The 14,969-nt window shown below is 41.6% G+C and carries 16 protein-coding genes; 10 read left to right on the top strand and 6 right to left on the bottom strand.

The annotated features are described in order from the left end of the window. Window positions 1-42: 42 nt before the first annotated feature. Window positions 43-1,341 carry an outer membrane channel protein TolC gene (gene tolC, locus C9J46_RS12280; RefSeq protein ID WP_107207662.1) on the bottom strand — a complete coding sequence of 433 codons (1,299 nt, stop codon included), beginning with the start codon at window positions 1,339-1,341 and terminating at the stop codon, window positions 43-45. On the opposite strand from tolC, the gene C9J46_RS12275 reads away from it, so the two are divergent. The 9 genes from C9J46_RS12275 (at window position 1,340) to idi (ending at window position 10,173) form a co-directional block, all read left to right on the top strand. Continuing rightward, window positions 1,340-1,561, top strand: a complete 222-nt coding sequence (locus C9J46_RS12275; protein ID WP_107207663.1) for a hypothetical protein — start codon at window positions 1,340-1,342, stop codon at window positions 1,559-1,561. The genes tolC and C9J46_RS12275 overlap by 2 nt on opposite strands. 100 nt (window positions 1,562-1,661) lie before the next feature. Continuing rightward, a complete protein-coding gene (gene nudF, locus C9J46_RS12270; protein ID WP_107207664.1) occupies window positions 1,662-2,285 on the top strand; it encodes an ADP-ribose diphosphatase in 624 nt (207 codons plus the stop codon). Window positions 2,286-2,323: 38 nt separating this feature from the next. Continuing rightward, window positions 2,324-2,752: a DUF1249 family protein gene (locus tag C9J46_RS12265; RefSeq protein ID WP_107207665.1), complete on the top strand. Its 429-nt coding sequence runs from the start codon at window positions 2,324-2,326 to the stop codon at window positions 2,750-2,752. Window positions 2,753-2,790: 38 nt separating this feature from the next. Continuing rightward, entirely contained in the window at window positions 2,791-3,615 is an 825-nt protein-coding gene (cpdA, locus tag C9J46_RS12260; RefSeq protein ID WP_107290960.1) for a 3',5'-cyclic-AMP phosphodiesterase, read from the top strand. Next, a complete protein-coding gene (yqiA, locus tag C9J46_RS12255; protein ID WP_107290959.1) occupies window positions 3,615-4,193 on the top strand; it encodes an esterase YqiA in 579 nt (192 codons plus the stop codon). The genes cpdA and yqiA overlap by 1 nt, the downstream gene beginning before the upstream one ends. Window positions 4,194-4,407: 214 nt before the next feature. Further along, entirely contained in the window at window positions 4,408-6,291 is a 1,884-nt protein-coding gene (gene parE, locus C9J46_RS12250; protein ID WP_105059453.1) for a DNA topoisomerase IV subunit B, read from the top strand. A 73-nt stretch (window positions 6,292-6,364) separates the two neighbouring features. After that, complete coding sequence (parC, locus tag C9J46_RS12245; RefSeq protein WP_107207668.1) at window positions 6,365-8,641, top strand: DNA topoisomerase IV subunit A; 2,277 nt, start codon at window positions 6,365-6,367, stop codon at window positions 8,639-8,641. Between the two features lie 173 nt (window positions 8,642-8,814). Continuing rightward, window positions 8,815-9,540, top strand: coding sequence for a 1-acylglycerol-3-phosphate O-acyltransferase (locus C9J46_RS12240; protein WP_107290958.1), 726 nt, complete (start codon window positions 8,815-8,817; stop codon window positions 9,538-9,540). Between the two features lie 108 nt (window positions 9,541-9,648). Continuing rightward, window positions 9,649-10,173, top strand: coding sequence for an isopentenyl-diphosphate Delta-isomerase (idi, locus tag C9J46_RS12235; protein ID WP_107207670.1), 525 nt, complete (start codon window positions 9,649-9,651; stop codon window positions 10,171-10,173). A gap of 98 nt (window positions 10,174-10,271) precedes the next feature. Here the strand turns inward: idi and C9J46_RS12230 are convergent, their stop codons facing one another. The 5 genes from C9J46_RS12230 to C9J46_RS12210 all read right to left on the bottom strand — a co-directional run bounded on the left by C9J46_RS12230 (window position 10,272) and on the right by C9J46_RS12210 (window position 14,179). After that, a complete protein-coding gene (locus tag C9J46_RS12230; RefSeq protein WP_107207671.1) occupies window positions 10,272-10,658 on the bottom strand; it encodes a RidA family protein in 387 nt (128 codons plus the stop codon). Window positions 10,659-10,773: 115 nt separating this feature from the next. After that, a complete protein-coding gene (locus C9J46_RS12225) occupies window positions 10,774-11,265 on the bottom strand; it encodes an arginine repressor (protein WP_107207672.1) in 492 nt (163 codons plus the stop codon). A 218-nt stretch (window positions 11,266-11,483) separates the two neighbouring features. Beyond that, the gene (gene pyrI / locus C9J46_RS12220; protein ID WP_107207673.1) at window positions 11,484-11,951 is read right to left on the bottom strand and encodes an aspartate carbamoyltransferase regulatory subunit; all 468 of its coding nucleotides are present in this window, start codon (window positions 11,949-11,951) and stop codon (window positions 11,484-11,486) included. A 15-nt stretch (window positions 11,952-11,966) separates the two neighbouring features. Then, window positions 11,967-12,896, bottom strand: coding sequence for an aspartate carbamoyltransferase (gene pyrB / locus C9J46_RS12215; RefSeq protein WP_107260904.1), 930 nt, complete (start codon window positions 12,894-12,896; stop codon window positions 11,967-11,969). A gap of 272 nt (window positions 12,897-13,168) precedes the next feature. Next, window positions 13,169-14,179, bottom strand: coding sequence for an ornithine carbamoyltransferase (locus C9J46_RS12210; protein ID WP_107207675.1), 1,011 nt, complete (start codon window positions 14,177-14,179; stop codon window positions 13,169-13,171). A gap of 304 nt (window positions 14,180-14,483) precedes the next feature. On the opposite strand from C9J46_RS12210, the gene rraB reads away from it, so the two are divergent. Then, window positions 14,484-14,882 carry a ribonuclease E inhibitor RraB gene (gene rraB / locus C9J46_RS12205; protein WP_107207676.1) on the top strand — a complete coding sequence of 133 codons (399 nt, stop codon included), beginning with the start codon at window positions 14,484-14,486 and terminating at the stop codon, window positions 14,880-14,882. Window positions 14,883-14,969: the final 87 nt, after the last annotated feature.

Below are 14,969 nucleotides of genomic sequence, written 5' to 3'. Positions count from 1 at the left end.
AAAAGCGCCTTTGGGCGCTTTTTTATTTTTGATGATTAAAACTTATTGTTTAATTAAGCCTTTATTTATATCAACAATATCTTGCTCACTCAGGGTACCTACCGCTTGTTTTAGCTGTAGTTGTGCAAGAATATAATTATAACGAGCATTAGCTAATAGGCTATTTGCTGAATAGAGGCTCTTTGTTGAGTCAAGAACATCAACAATAGTACGCGTACCCACATCAAAGCCCGCTTCTGTTGCTTCTAAAGCTGATTTAGCTGAAATAACGAGCTGTTTGTATGCTTTTATTGAACCAGCAGCGGCATGAATGTTGTTGTAATAGTTACGTACATCTTTCACAACTGTGCGGTATTGGCCTTCAAGCTCTTCACTAGAGGCAACATATGCGTATTGCGCTTGTTTTACTTGAGAGCTGATATTACCACCAGAGTAGACTGGAAGGTTTAACTGAATTCCTGCAGTCAAAGAACCTTGATCTGGATCTGGAGTGCCCGGTCCTGACTTATTATATTGATAACCTGAAGTGAACGATAAGGTTGGTAGATGGCCTGATTCTGCAAGTGAAATATTGTCTCTTGCGATATCTTGACCAATTCTTGACGCCAATAATGATAGGTTGTCAGTCTCAGCTGTTTTTACAAACGTATCAGGTGATTGTTGTAATGGCGTTACGGAGAAAGTCTTGGTGTTCAAGGCATCCAGAGAGGTGTACTCACGGCCTGTAATTTCACGCAGTTCTTCGTAGCTATTTGCTACTGCATTTTCTTTTAGAATCACATCAGCTGCAACTTTATCGTATTGTGCTTGGGCGTCATGGACATCCGTAATGGCAGATAGACCCACTTCAAAGCGCTGTTTCATCTGTTCTAGTTGTCGGCCTACAGCTTTCTTTTCGGCCTCACCAAAACTCAGATCGTCTTTGGCTTCTAAAACATTAAAGTAAGCCTGTGCGACACGAAGAATTAAGCCTTGTTGCTCAGCTGAGTATGCAGCATCACTTTGACGGGCTTTTTTTTCTGATACATCTAAACCAATCCAGCTTGAGCGATTATAAATCTCTTGGTCAAGCTGAAGACCGCCAACAAATCCATCTGTATTTTTGTCTTTGGCATCTAAATGGTAAGTATTGTAGCCCGCGCTTAAGTTAATCTGCGGTAGTAACGTACTTCGAGATGAGTTAATTGCTTCAAATGCTGCATCTTTATCTGCTGCAGCTTTTAGAAGTTGTGGATCATTTTGTTTTGCTTGCTGATAAATTTGAGCGAGATCATCAGCAAGAGCTGATTGACTTAGTGAGCCAAATGCAAGGCTGATAACGATTGGAAGCAATTTTTTCATGGATGCCTTTCCTGGTCTTGCTGACAAAATGGGAGCTAAAAATATAATTACAAATTGTAGTTTACCTCAACATGCCTTGCTTGAAACTGATCATTGCAAAAATTTACCTAAATATGATGGTTTATTTTTTATTTATGGTGGTGGAAATTTAAACTCTTATCAATTTGGTTTAAAAAAAAATGTAATATTTATTAATTTTGTTGAAGTTAAACGTTGCTGATAATCTGATTGAATGAAAAGATAGCTAACCTTCTCTGTTTGTTATGATTATCTGTTAATTATTGCGAGCTAGCGCACTTTATTTATACAAGGGAATAATGATGAGCCAAAATGAGAAAAGTCCACTGCAGTTTGGTGTGGATGATGTAAAAGTTGAGGCGAAAGATATTGTCTACAATGGCTTTTTTAAAATGGTGAAATACCGTTTTCGTCATAAACTTTTTGCAGGCGGATGGAGCGATACGGTCAATCGAGAAATGTTTGAACGTGGGCATGCCGCCGCCTTATTACCTTATGATCCAGTCACTGATGAGGTTGTTTTAATTGAACAATTTCGTGTCGGTGCGATGGCGGCTGGCTGTGAGCCTTGGCAGTTAGAAATTGTCGCGGGCATGATTGATCACCAAGGTGAATCTGCAGAAGAGGTCGTTAAACGAGAAGCTGTTGAAGAGGCGGGGCTAACCGTCACTGAACTTCAAAAAGTGACGCGTTATTTATCAAGCTCAGGTGGTTGCTCTGAAATGCTGGATATATTCGTTGGCACTGTTGATAGCACAACAGCGAGTGGTATTCATGGTTTAGCTGAAGAAAGTGAAGATATTCGGGTGCATGTTGTGTCAAGAACACAGGCCTATCAGTGGGTAGAATCTGGTAAAATTGAAAATGCAGCCTCGATTATTGCCTTACAATGGTTACAGCTTCATTATTTACAGTTACAGCAATAGGCCAATAAAAGGTTGTAACTATTTAAAGGATTTTGTCATTGAACTCTCGATACTCTGTCGATTTATCAAGCCTAATGCGCTTGTATGAAACCAATTATGCTAAGTTGCTCCCGTTATTACCTCGTAGTGACGAAGTGGGTGATGAAAGGTTTTATCGAGTGTGTGATGATATATATCGCTTAAAAATAATAGAATCCACACGCTATACTACGATGATTTCTCTAGGGTTAAAGAGTGATCAAGATGTTGTTGATTATTTATCGCCAGCGTTAACAGTAAGGCTTTATCATGATGCTAGAGTCGCAGAAGTGTGTTCCGCTCAACAGATTTCTCGTTTAAAGCCAATATATGATTATCCTAACTTGCGTATGCATCAGAAAGATGAGAAACATCAAGTAAATCGTTTTTTAGGCGATTGGTTAAACCATTGTTTACGCCGTGGGATCAGTAACCAATCTGTTTGTTAACTGTTTTTGATTGATTAAAAGACAAGGTTTTTGACGTTTTGCAGACCTATTCGCTGCCACAGACGAACCCTGATAGTGTGGTTCTTCTTCAAATTACAGACACTCATTTGTTTGCCAATGAATCAGGCGCTCTGCTTGGTGTGGCAACTCAACAGAGCTTTCATGCCGTCCTTAATGCGGTAGATGCTTCTACGCGTAAATTTGATGCAATTGTTGCAACGGGAGATATTTCCCAAGATCACACTCCTGATTCCTACCAACGTTTTGCTGAAGGCATTGCTCGTTGGGAACAACCGTGTTTTTGGTTACCGGGCAATCACGATTACCAACCAACCATGGCATCAATATTACCTTCTGAACAAATTAAAGATAGTGAACAAATCTTGGTCGGTGATCATTGGCAAGTTATCCTACTTGATAGCCAAGTGGCTGGTGTTCCTCATGGTGAACTATCACATCATCAATTAGCATTACTTGATCACGCTTTATCGCTACACCCTGAACGACATGCTTTGGTATTACTTCATCATCATCCGTTACCCGCGGGGAGCGCATGGCTTGATCAACATCAGTTACACAATAGTGATGCGCTGTGGCAGGTGATTGATAAACACCCTCAAGTGAAAGCTATTTTATGCGGCCATATTCATCAAGAATTGGATCGTATTCATCGGGATGTCAGAGTGCTAGCGACGCCTTCGACGTGTATTCAATTTCTTCCCGATTCTGATGATTTTGCATTAGATCAAGTCACCCCAGGTTGGCGTTATCTAGAGTTAACCGCGACAGGGGATATTATTACTCACGTTGAACGTCTTGAAGGTGATGTATTCCAACCAACGTTTGATTCAGCAGGGTACTAATGCCATCATTACTTATTTATTTACACGGCTTTAATAGCTCGCCACAATCACTAAAAGCACAACAAATGGCGCAGTATTGCGCGGTTCATCGACCTGATATTAAGGTTGTGATGCCGCAACTACCTAGCTATCCTGAAGAGGCGCAGGTTTATCTTGAACAGTTGATCCTTCGCTTCAAAGACGAGTACAAGATAGGTTTAGTAGGGAGTTCATTAGGTGGGTATTTATGTACTTGGTTAAGTGAACGGTTTGCTTTACCTGCGGTATTAATTAACCCTGCTGTAAAACCCTATGAGTTGTTAGTTGATTATTTAGGACCCCAGCAGAATCCATATAGTGGCGAAAATTATGTACTTGCTCCCCAGCATATGGCGCAACTACAGCAACTCGATGTGGCGACATTACATGCTCCACAACGTTTTTGGGTGCTATTGCAAGAGGGGGATGAAGTATTAGACTATCGCCAATCCATGCTGAAATATGCTGAATCAAAATTGACCGTTGAACCTAATGGGGATCATAGTTTTGTCAATTTTGAACGATTTCCTGCATCAATTATCCAATTCTTAGAATTATAACTGGTAGAATGTTGCCATGTTTAGTGTTCGCGAGTGATTCTGTATCGCGATATGTTTTCTGATATTACTTATATTTCTATGACATGTTGTATCTGATGTTCTTGTAAATAGCATCATTACTCACAGTCATGAGCCTTCATGTGTCCCAGAACTTGACATATAGCGCTGGGTTACTGACTATTATTTTCAAAACTTTCCCGTAAATTTCCGTGATATGACAGATCAAAGCTATAACGCTGGAGCCATTGAGGTTCTTAATGGCCTTGAGCCAGTACGCCGCCGTCCCGGTATGTATACCGACACGGCTCGACCTAACCACTTAGGTCAAGAAGTTATCGATAACAGTGTCGATGAAGCATTGGCTGGACATGCCCGTAAAGTTGAAGTGATCCTTCATGCCGATCAATCATTAGAGGTGGTTGATGATGGTCGTGGTATGCCTGTTGATATTCACCCTGAAGAAGGTGTCTCAGGGGTTGAACTTATTTTATGTAAGCTTCACGCAGGTGGTAAGTTTTCTGGTAAAAACTACCAATTCTCAGGTGGTTTACACGGGGTCGGTATCTCGGTTGTAAACGCCCTTTCTAAGCGTGTTGAAGTCACGGTAAAACGTGATGGTCAAGTATATCAAATTGCGTTTGAAAATGGCGATAAGGTCTCAGAACTTGAAGTGATAGGCACCTGTGGTCGTCGCGCAAAAGGCACACGTGTTCACTTTTGGCCAGATCCAAAATATTTCGACAGTGCCAAGTTCTCAGTTTCTCGCCTTAAGAGCAATCTAAAAGCTAAAGCAGTGTTATGCCCTGGTTTAGAAATTGTATTCACCAATAAAATCACTGATGAAACGATTCGTTGGTGCTATGAAGATGGCTTAAAAGACTACCTTGCTGAAGGTGTAAAAGGGTATACATTACTGCCAGAAGAACCATTTACTGGTGTGTTCAGTTCGCAAACAGAAGCCGCTGATTGGGCGCTGTTATGGCTACCTGAAGGTGGTGAATTGATCACTGAAAGTTATGTTAACTTGATCCCAACAGCGCAAGGGGGGACTCACGTTAATGGTCTGCGTCAGGGCTTGTTAGATGCGATGCGTGAATTCTGTGAATTCCGTAATCTTCTGCCACGAGGCGTGAAATTAACGGCTGATGATATTTGGGATCGTTGTGCGTATGTCTTGTCGGTAAAAATCCAAGATCCACAATTTGCCGGTCAAACCAAAGAACGTTTATCGTCACGTCAATGTGCGGCGTTTGTTTCTGGTGTGGTAAAAGATGCCTTTAGCTTATGGCTTAATGAGCGTCCACAACTGGCAGAGCAATTAGCAGAAGTCTGTATTGCAAATGCGCACCGTCGTATGCGTGCAAGCAAAAAAGTGGTACGTAAGAAAATTGCATCAGGCCCAGCACTGCCTGGTAAGTTAGCGGACTGTTCACAACAAGATCTTAATCGCACTGAATTATTCCTTGTCGAGGGTGACTCGGCGGGCGGCTCGGCAAAACAAGCTCGTGATCGTATGTTCCAAGCGATCATGCCACTTCGCGGTAAAATTTTAAATACGTGGGAGGTGTCTGCCGATCAAGTCCTTGCCTCTCAAGAAGTCCATGATATTTCGGTCGCACTTGGTATTGATCCAGATAGTGATGATTTAAGTGGGCTACGTTACGGTAAGATCTGCGTCCTTGCGGATGCGGACTCCGATGGTCTTCACATTGCTACCTTGTTGTGTGCGTTATTTATGAAGCACTTTGAAACCTTAGTACGTGCCGGACATGTGTTTATTGCAATGCCTCCTTTGTACCGTATCGATTTGGGTAAAGAAGTGTACTACGCCCTCGATGAAGCTGAGAAAAACAGTATTCTTGATCGCCTAAAAGGTAAGCGTGGCAAGGTTAATGTTCAGCGATTCAAAGGTCTGGGTGAGATGAACCCATTGCAATTGCGTGAAACCACCATGGATCCGAATACTCGCCGTTTAGTGCAGTTAACGATTGATGACGACAGTGAAACCAACGAAATGATGGACATGCTACTTGGTAAGAAGCGTGCTGAAGATCGTCGTCACTGGTTGCAAAGCAAAGGCGATATGGCTGAAGTGTGATCAGCTTTTTACTCTATTTCATCTGCTAGTAATAACTGGCAGATAAGCAAAATTAAAGACGGATTATCTAACGATGACTGATGTCTCAATGGATGGCGTTGAACAGCTTCCTCTTAGGAAGTTTACTGAAGACGCTTATTTAAATTACTCCATGTATGTAATCATGGATCGTGCCTTACCGTTTATCGGTGATGGCCTTAAACCCGTACAGCGCCGTATTATTTATGCGATGTCTGAGTTGGGTTTAAGTGCAACGGCAAAATATAAAAAATCAGCCCGTACAGTGGGTGATGTATTAGGTAAATATCACCCTCATGGTGATTCTGCCTGTTATGAAGCCATGGTATTAATGGCACAGCCTTTCTCTTACCGCTACCCACTGGTTGACGGTCAAGGTAACTGGGGTGCTCCGGATGATCCGAAATCATTCGCGGCGATGCGTTATACCGAATCACGTTTGTCTCGATTTTCTGAAGTGTTGCTGTCTGAATTAGGCCAAGGCACCGCAGATTGGGTACCAAACTTTGACGGTACAATGCAAGAGCCTAAGATGTTACCTGCACGTCTGCCGCATATTTTGCTTAATGGCGTAACGGGTATTGCTGTTGGTATGGCAACTGATATTCCACCGCACAATGCGCGTGAAGTTGCCAATGCAGCAGTACATATGATTGAAAATCCAAAGGCAGATCTTGATGCGCTAATGGAGTTTGTTCAAGGCCCTGATTACCCAACTGAAGCGGAAATCATTACCTCTAAAGCTGACTTAAAGAAAGTCTATAAGAGTGGCCGAGGCAGTATTAGAATGCGCGCGGTTTGGCATAAAGAAAACGGTGATATTGTTATTACCGCATTGCCACACCAAACGTCAGGTGCAAAACTGCTTGAGCAAATCGCTAGCCAAATGCGTGCGAAGAAATTGCCAATGGTTGAGGATTTACGTGACGAATCCGATCACGAAAACCCAACTCGCATTGTGATTGTGCCACGCTCTAACCGTATTGATTGCGAGCAGTTGATGAATCACTTGTTTGCTTCAACGGATCTTGAAAAGAGCTTCCGTGCGAACTTGAACATGTTGGGTCTAGATGGTCGTCCACAAGTTAAAGGTTTAGTGGAGATTATTGCTGAATGGCTGGAATATCGCCGTACAACAGTACGTCGTCGTTTACAGTACCGTTTAGATAAAGTGAATGCGCGCTTACATATTTTAGAAGGTTTACTGGCCGCTTACCTTAACATTGATGAAGTGATTGAGATCATCCGTAATGAGGAAGATCCAAAAGCAGAATTCATGTCACGTTTTGGTTTATCAGCGATTCAAGCAGACGCAATTTTAGAAATTAAACTGCGTCAGTTAGCCAAGCTTGAAGAAATTAAGATCCGTGCAGAGCAAGACGAATTAGCCAAAGAGCGTGAGCAACTAGAAAAGTTACTTGGCTCTGAGCGTCGCTTAAATACTTTAATTAAGAAAGAAATTCTCGCTGATGCTGAGAAGTACGGTGATGATCGCCGCTCGCCATTAGTTGAACGAGAAGAAGCGAAAGCATTAACTGAACGTGACTTGATCCCAAGTGAGGCGATCACCGTTGTACTATCAGAGAAAGGCTGGATCCGTCATGCTAAAGGGCATGAGGTAGATCCGAGCACGCTAAACTATAAGTCGGGTGACAGTTACCTTGCGCATGCTCGCGGTAAGAGTAATCAGCCTGCGATTTTCTTAGGCTCTGATGGACGTAGCTATGCGTTAGAATCACATAGCTTGCCATCTGCGCGTAGCCAAGGTGAACCTATCACGGGGCGTTTAAATTTAACTCCAGGCACAAATATGCGCCAAGTGTTAATGGCAGAAGACGATCAAATTTGGTTAATGGCATCGGATGCAGGTTACGGATTTATCTGTAAGAGCACAGATATGGTATCGAAAAATAAGAGTGGTAAAGCCTTATTAACGGTACCTGAAAATGCTGCTGTGCTGCCGCCACAGCCTGTTGCTGATATTGAGAATGATCAGATATTAGCCATTACCAATGAAGGTCGAATGTTACTGTTCCCAATTAAAGATTTACCGCAACTGGGGAAAGGTAAGGGTAACAAGATCATCAACATTCCATCTGCACGTTCAAAAGCGCGTGAAGAATTCTTATCCTACTTAACGGTAATTAGTGCAGATACCCATGTCACTCTTTATGCGGGCAAACGTAAACTAGGATTGAAACCGTCGGATCTCGATAATTTCCGTGGTGAGCGTGGACGTCGAGGAGCGATGTTACCTCGAGGCTTACAGCGAGTAACACGGATGGAGATTGATTCACCAAACGAGCAATCTTCTGACGTTCCATCGGAATAGTTATTTCTGATGCGCTATTCAAAGCCCTCAAGTTGAGGGCTTTTTTGATCTAAGCTGTGCGTATCGTTTCTATTGATAAGCGAATAACAAGTGAGTAAAGAATACACATAAAACGTGTATTTTCTCTTGCTGTGAGTATACTAGCGAACGCTTGTACGCTGAGGAGAGCTAGAATGATTTTTGTTTTGCGGATATTTGCTATCGCAATTTTTGCTATCGTGACGTTTATTTTTGGTTGCGGATATTGTTTATTAAGCCCACGTAACCCTAAACACGTTTATACCTTTGGACGTTTGTTTAGCAAAATGTCACGTGTACTAGGGATCAAATTAGAGTTCCGATACGCAGAGGGTGCTGAAAAAGTAGGCTCTGCTATTTATATTGCGAACCACCAGAATAATTATGATCTTTTTACGGTTTCTGGTGCAATCATGCCTCGTACCGTTACCGTGGGTAAAAAAAGTTTAGTATGGTTACCGTTATTTGGTCAGCTATACTGGATCACGGGTAACATCTTAATTGATCGTGCAAACCGCAGCAAAGCAGTGGGTACCATAGGTCAAGTTGTCGATAAAATTAAGCAAAACAAAGTTTCAGTGTGGATGTTCCCTGAAGGCACTCGCTCTCGTGGTCGTGGTTTATTACCGTTTAAAACCGGTGCTTTTCATGCTGCAATTGGTGCGAATGTTCCCGTTGTACCGATTGTTTGTAGCTCAACGGATCATGTTAGGTTAAATCGTTGGAATAACGGTGTAGTGATTGTTGAAGTGATGAAGCCGATTTCAACTGATGGCTTAACAAAAGAAGATGTTCGCAGTCTCTCTAGCCGTTGTCATGATGTCATGGAAGAAAAATTAGCAGAGCTTAATGCAGAAGCGAGTGAACGTAGTAAACGCTAATTTATTTGTTTCGTAAGTATTAATAAACAAGGACATGTTTATCACATGTCCTTGTTTTATTTTAATCCCTGAATATCAGGGGGTAATTTATAACAGTAGTAAAGAGTGATGACTGAAGAATATGTAGTCTTGGTTGATAGCCAAGGTGAATTTCAAGGCTTACAAGAGAAAATGGCAGCACATAAACAAGGTGCTTTGCATTTGGCTTTTTCGGTTTTGTTATATCGAAATACCACGTCTGGTCGTGAATACTTACTTCATCAACGCGCGTTGCACAAATATCATAGTGGTGGGTTGTGGACTAACACGTGTTGTTCACACCCTCGCCAATATGAGTCGATAGAGCAAGCAGGGATACGACGATTAGCTGAAGAAATGGGGATCACGCAAGTGACTTCATTATCTGATATTGGTCACTTCTGTTATTACGCAGAGCTTGATAACCAATTATTTGAGCATGAGCTCGATCATGTGCTGGTGGCTGATGCTGGCGAGATAGAGGTTGTTCCTAACGCTGATGAAGTGATGGATTATCGCTGGTGGTCTGAAGAGACGATTAAACAAACGCTAAAGACTCAGCCTGAGTTATTTACGGCATGGTTTAGTCAAGTGTTTGCTTTTGCCACTAAGTAATTAGTGTTGTTTTAAGAATAAAAAAGCTGCCAACGAGATCCCGTTAGCAGCTTTTTTTATGGCAAATTAAGATGCAATGAAACGTTTATTAGCAACGATTATTTACGAACAGCAATCGCTTCGATTTCAATTTTTACATCTTTTGGTAAACGTGCAACTTCAACACAAGAGCGTGCTGGGTAAGGTGCGTTATGCTCATCAAAGAAGTTACCATACACTTCGTTAACGGCAGCGAAGTCATTTAGATCTTTAACAAAAACAGTCATCTTAACAATGTCAGAAACCTGAAGACCTGAAGATTCCACTACCGCCTTTACATTGTCTAAAGATTGGCGAGCTTGCGCTGCAATTGCTTCCGGTACTTCACCTGTTGCAGGGTTTACAGGGATTTGACCGGAAGTTAGCACCATATTACCAAGATCAACACCTTGTACGTATGGACCGATTGCTGCAGGAGCTTGCTCTGTATGAAGAACCTTAGTCATTGTTTACCCTTACTTATATTTTTTTGATTGTTATAGCGTAAGTGACACGTCACGCTATCTGATTGATGGTGTTATGGGGGCTAAGTCAGGAAGATTCAAGCTGATTAGAACGTTTTTATATCATCCCAAGACTTAGACAAACGGCTTGTTCACAATCACGGATCCGATCAATATTGCGAGGTGCAACCATAATAGTGTCATTGCCAGCTATGGTGCCTAAAATTTCTTGATGGGGATTAAGGTCAATAATTCTAGCGATGAGTTGTGCAGAGCCCGGATGGGTTTTTACTACAATCACTAATTTATTATGAGTAACAAATTCAATTTGTGAAGCGATCTCAGAATCAGTATATGTGGGATTGGTGGTTTCAGTAACACAATACACCCGTTTACCATAGACATTTGGTGCTTTTACTATTTTGAGTTTAGTGAGAAGACGTGAAACGGTAGATTGGCTGATATCATCAAACCCCTCTTTAATTAGCGCGTCGCGAATATGATCTTGAGTAGAAAAATGGTGCATTTGTAATAATTGTTTACAAACGGCTGTCATGTTTTTTTCGCAATAATGACTGATGATCCCGTGTGGTGATTCATGTCCATTCATGGACAGCTCCTTGTTGCTTTTTTATGCATTTTATTTGTTCTATATCGCAATAATAATCATTTTTCGTGATATTTAATGCAGATATGATAACAAGGAATAATCAGAAGAAACTTGATGGTTATCACTAAATAATACCTAGCTGGTATTTTGTGTTATTTTGTGGCTGAGATTTAATGAATAAAGCCCGCTATGAAGCTAACGGGCTGTTTATAACAAAGTTATGCATTGCACTCTGTCACGATTTCGCGAGAGAAAACTTTTTCGCAGTATTTACATTTAAGTTGAATATCTGCTTTTTTAGTCAGTACCTTAAAGCCACTATTTACCGGCTCACCGTGTGAAATACAGTTAGTATTTGGGCACTTAAATACCGCACTAATAAAGTCAGGTAATGATAAGTTAAGTTTCTTTACTACTTCATAATTTTCAATTTGGTTAACGGTTGCTTTCGGGGCATAGAGTGCGAGTTGGTTAGCTTGATCTTCATTGATAAAGACGTTTTCGATCTTGATCAGATCTTTGGCACCAAGTGCTGACGAAGGCAGATTCAAACCAATTGTCACTCGTTGGTTCGAGTTATCCATACTAAAGAGCTTAAGTACCTTGATACCCACATGCGCAGGAATATGGTCGATAACAGTGCCGTTTTTGATTGCTTCAACTTTTAGTTGGGTTTCTTTAGACATGATCATCGCTCCTGCTTATAAGGTTTCGTTAAGAACTAGGGCTAATAGCGCCTGACGTGCGTAAACACCATTTTCTGCTTGCTGGAAGAAGTAAGCATGTTTAGTTTTATCAACATCTACCGTAATTTCATCGACACGTGGTAGTGGATGCAGCACTTTTAAGTTGTCTCTTGCCCCTTCTAGCATCTTCGCCGTTAAGATATAAGCCGCTTTCATGTGGGCGTATTCTGATTCATCAAAACGCTCTTTTTGTACTCGCGTCATGTAAAGGATATCAAGCTCAGGGATCACATCTTCCATATCGCTGTGCAAGCTGTAAGCGATACCTGCATCATCTAATTCTTCACAAATATAGTCTGGCATTGCGAGTACTTCCGGGGCGATAAAGAAGAACTTCACGTTATCAAATTTAGATAATGCTTGGGTTAACGAGTGCACCGTACGACCGTATTTCAAGTCACCAACAAAGGCGATATTAATGTTATCTAACGTGCCTTGGGTTTCGTAAATGGTGAACAGATCTAACAGGGTCTGCGTTGGGTGTTGGTTTGCCCCATCCCCACCATTGATCACAGGAATACCGTTAGAAAATTCAGATGCCAGACGAGCAGCGCCTTCTTGAGGGTGACGCATAACGAAAGCGTCAACGTATGAAGTAATCACTTGAACGGAATCAGACAGGGTTTCGCCTTTATTTGCTAGAGACGTATTGCCAGCGCTATCAAACCCCACCACAGTCCCGCCTAAACGTTGAATAGCCGTTTCAAATGAGAGTCGGGTACGGGTTGATGGTTCAAAGAAGCAACTTGCAATCACTTTGTTTTTTAGCAGTTCAGGATTAGGATCAGCTTTCAATTGTCCTGCGGTTTGGATAATTAATTCAAGCTCTGCGCGACTAAGCTCTGGGATGGAAATAATATGCTTTTTAAACAGCGAATTAGCCATGGTTTCTTTCCCTCAAAATAAAATAAATAACGCTCAATACGGCATTCACCGTGATCCTTGCCGATTTACAGACAAAAAAAAGCCTCCTTAATAAAAGGAGGCTTTTTTTATAAAAATAGAAACACGAACCTGCGTTAAAAAGCGGTGACGATAATTCTGTAGTGGAGTTATTGTCAGGTTCATCTCTTAGCTCGTGTTCGACAAATTGGCAAGAATTATACCGTCATTTTTAAGTGACGCAAGCGTTTGCGAAAACTATCAACAGGCATTTATTAATGCCCTAGTGTTGCCACCATGACCGCTTTAATAGTGTGCATACGATTCTCTGCTTCATCAAAAACAATTGAATGTTTGGATTCAATGACCTCATCGGTGACTTCAACGCCTTGGGCCAGTTCAGGATATTCTTGCGCAAGCTCCTTACCAATTGTGGTGTCTTCACCATGAAAAGCGGGTAAGCAATGCATAAATTTCACATGTGGATTCCCTGTTGCTTTTAGTAAGTCCATATTGACTTGATAAGGGAGCATTAACTGAATACGCTCAGCCCATGCTTCTTTTGCTTCGCCCATTGAAACCCATACATCGGTATATAAAAAGTCACATCCTTGAACGCCTTCTTGCACATTTTCTGTGAGAGTGATTTTCGCGCCTGTTTCTAATGCAATTTCACGACACTGTGCCACTAACTCGTCTTCAGGCCAGAACGCTTTGGGCGCAACGAGACGAATATCCATCCCCATTTTCGCCGCCCCAACGAGCAATGAATTTCCCATGTTATTACGTGCATCACCTAAATAAGCAAAGGTGATTTCATTGAGTTGCTTGCCACGACCATGTTCTTGCATCGTTAGAAAATCAGCTAAGATTTGAGTCGGATGGAATTCATCGGTTAACCCATTCCAAACAGGTACGCCAGCGTATTGCCCCAACTCTTCAACAATGGCTTGACCAAAGCCGCGGTATTCAATGCCATCATACATACGACCCAATACGCGCGCGGTGTCTTTCATTGATTCTTTGTGGCCGATTTGTGAGCCTGATGGGCCAAGATATGTCACTTTTGCACCTTGATCAAAAGCTGCCACTTCAAATGCACAACGAGTACGGGTCGATGCTTTTTCAAAGATAAGCGCAATATTTTTTCCGCTTAAGCGTGGCTGCTCGTAACCATTGTATTTGGCTTTTTTTAATTCAGCAGATAAATCGAGAAGATGTTGAATTTCTCGTGGAGTAAAATCTAATAATTTAAGGAAGTTACGGTTACGAAGATTAAAAGCCATGATAGTTCCCTCTTGCATTTTATAATGTTTCTAACCGAATACCCCTTTGTTGTGACTAGGTTACTAGATATTCGTTATTGTTGCTTTATGTTTATCTTATTATTACTTCATTGTGAATAGCTGTGCGCTTATTATGCAAGATTATTTGGTTTCCTTGGTTTTTCCGACAGTAATAAGAATGTTGAATATGAACGCTAAAACTCAAGGCAATACTAATTATCGGTGCTTCTCACTAACAGGTGGTAATTGATGGCAAACCATGCGATATTTGCCAGCAAATTGATTCCACAGTCGGAGTGAACCCATGCCTTATGCAGAACTGATCGAAGAGCAAAAAGAAGAAACACGCGAAATTATTGCCGCGTTACTTGAAGATGGCAGTGAGCCAGATGCTCTTTATACGATTGAGCACCACTTTTCAGCGGATACGTTTGAAGAGTTAGAAGGTGCTGCTGTAGAAGCCTTTAAACTTGGTTTTGAAGTTTTAGAAGCAGAAGAACTTGAACTAGCGCCAGAAGATGGCGGCGGTAAAGTTGTTTGTTTCGATGCTGTAATGGAATCAGCACTGAACGCTGAGTTGATTGACGAACAAGCTGAGAAGTTGATCAAACTTGCTGAAAAACACAATATCGATTACGACGGTTGGGGCACTTACTTCGAGTCTGGTGAAGACGACGATGAAGAGTACGACGACGAAGAATAATCGTTAAAATAGACGAATAATAAAAAAGCCGGCATATTTGCTGGCTTTTTCGCCTTTTAGCTGTGGGGACTCGCACTTTTTATTCTG

Origin of the sequence: Photobacterium sp. GB-36, assembly GCF_003026135.1 — a bacterium.
GTDB lineage: Bacteria > Pseudomonadota > Gammaproteobacteria > Enterobacterales > Vibrionaceae > Photobacterium.
This window is presented reverse-complemented; position numbering and strand designations above follow the sequence as displayed.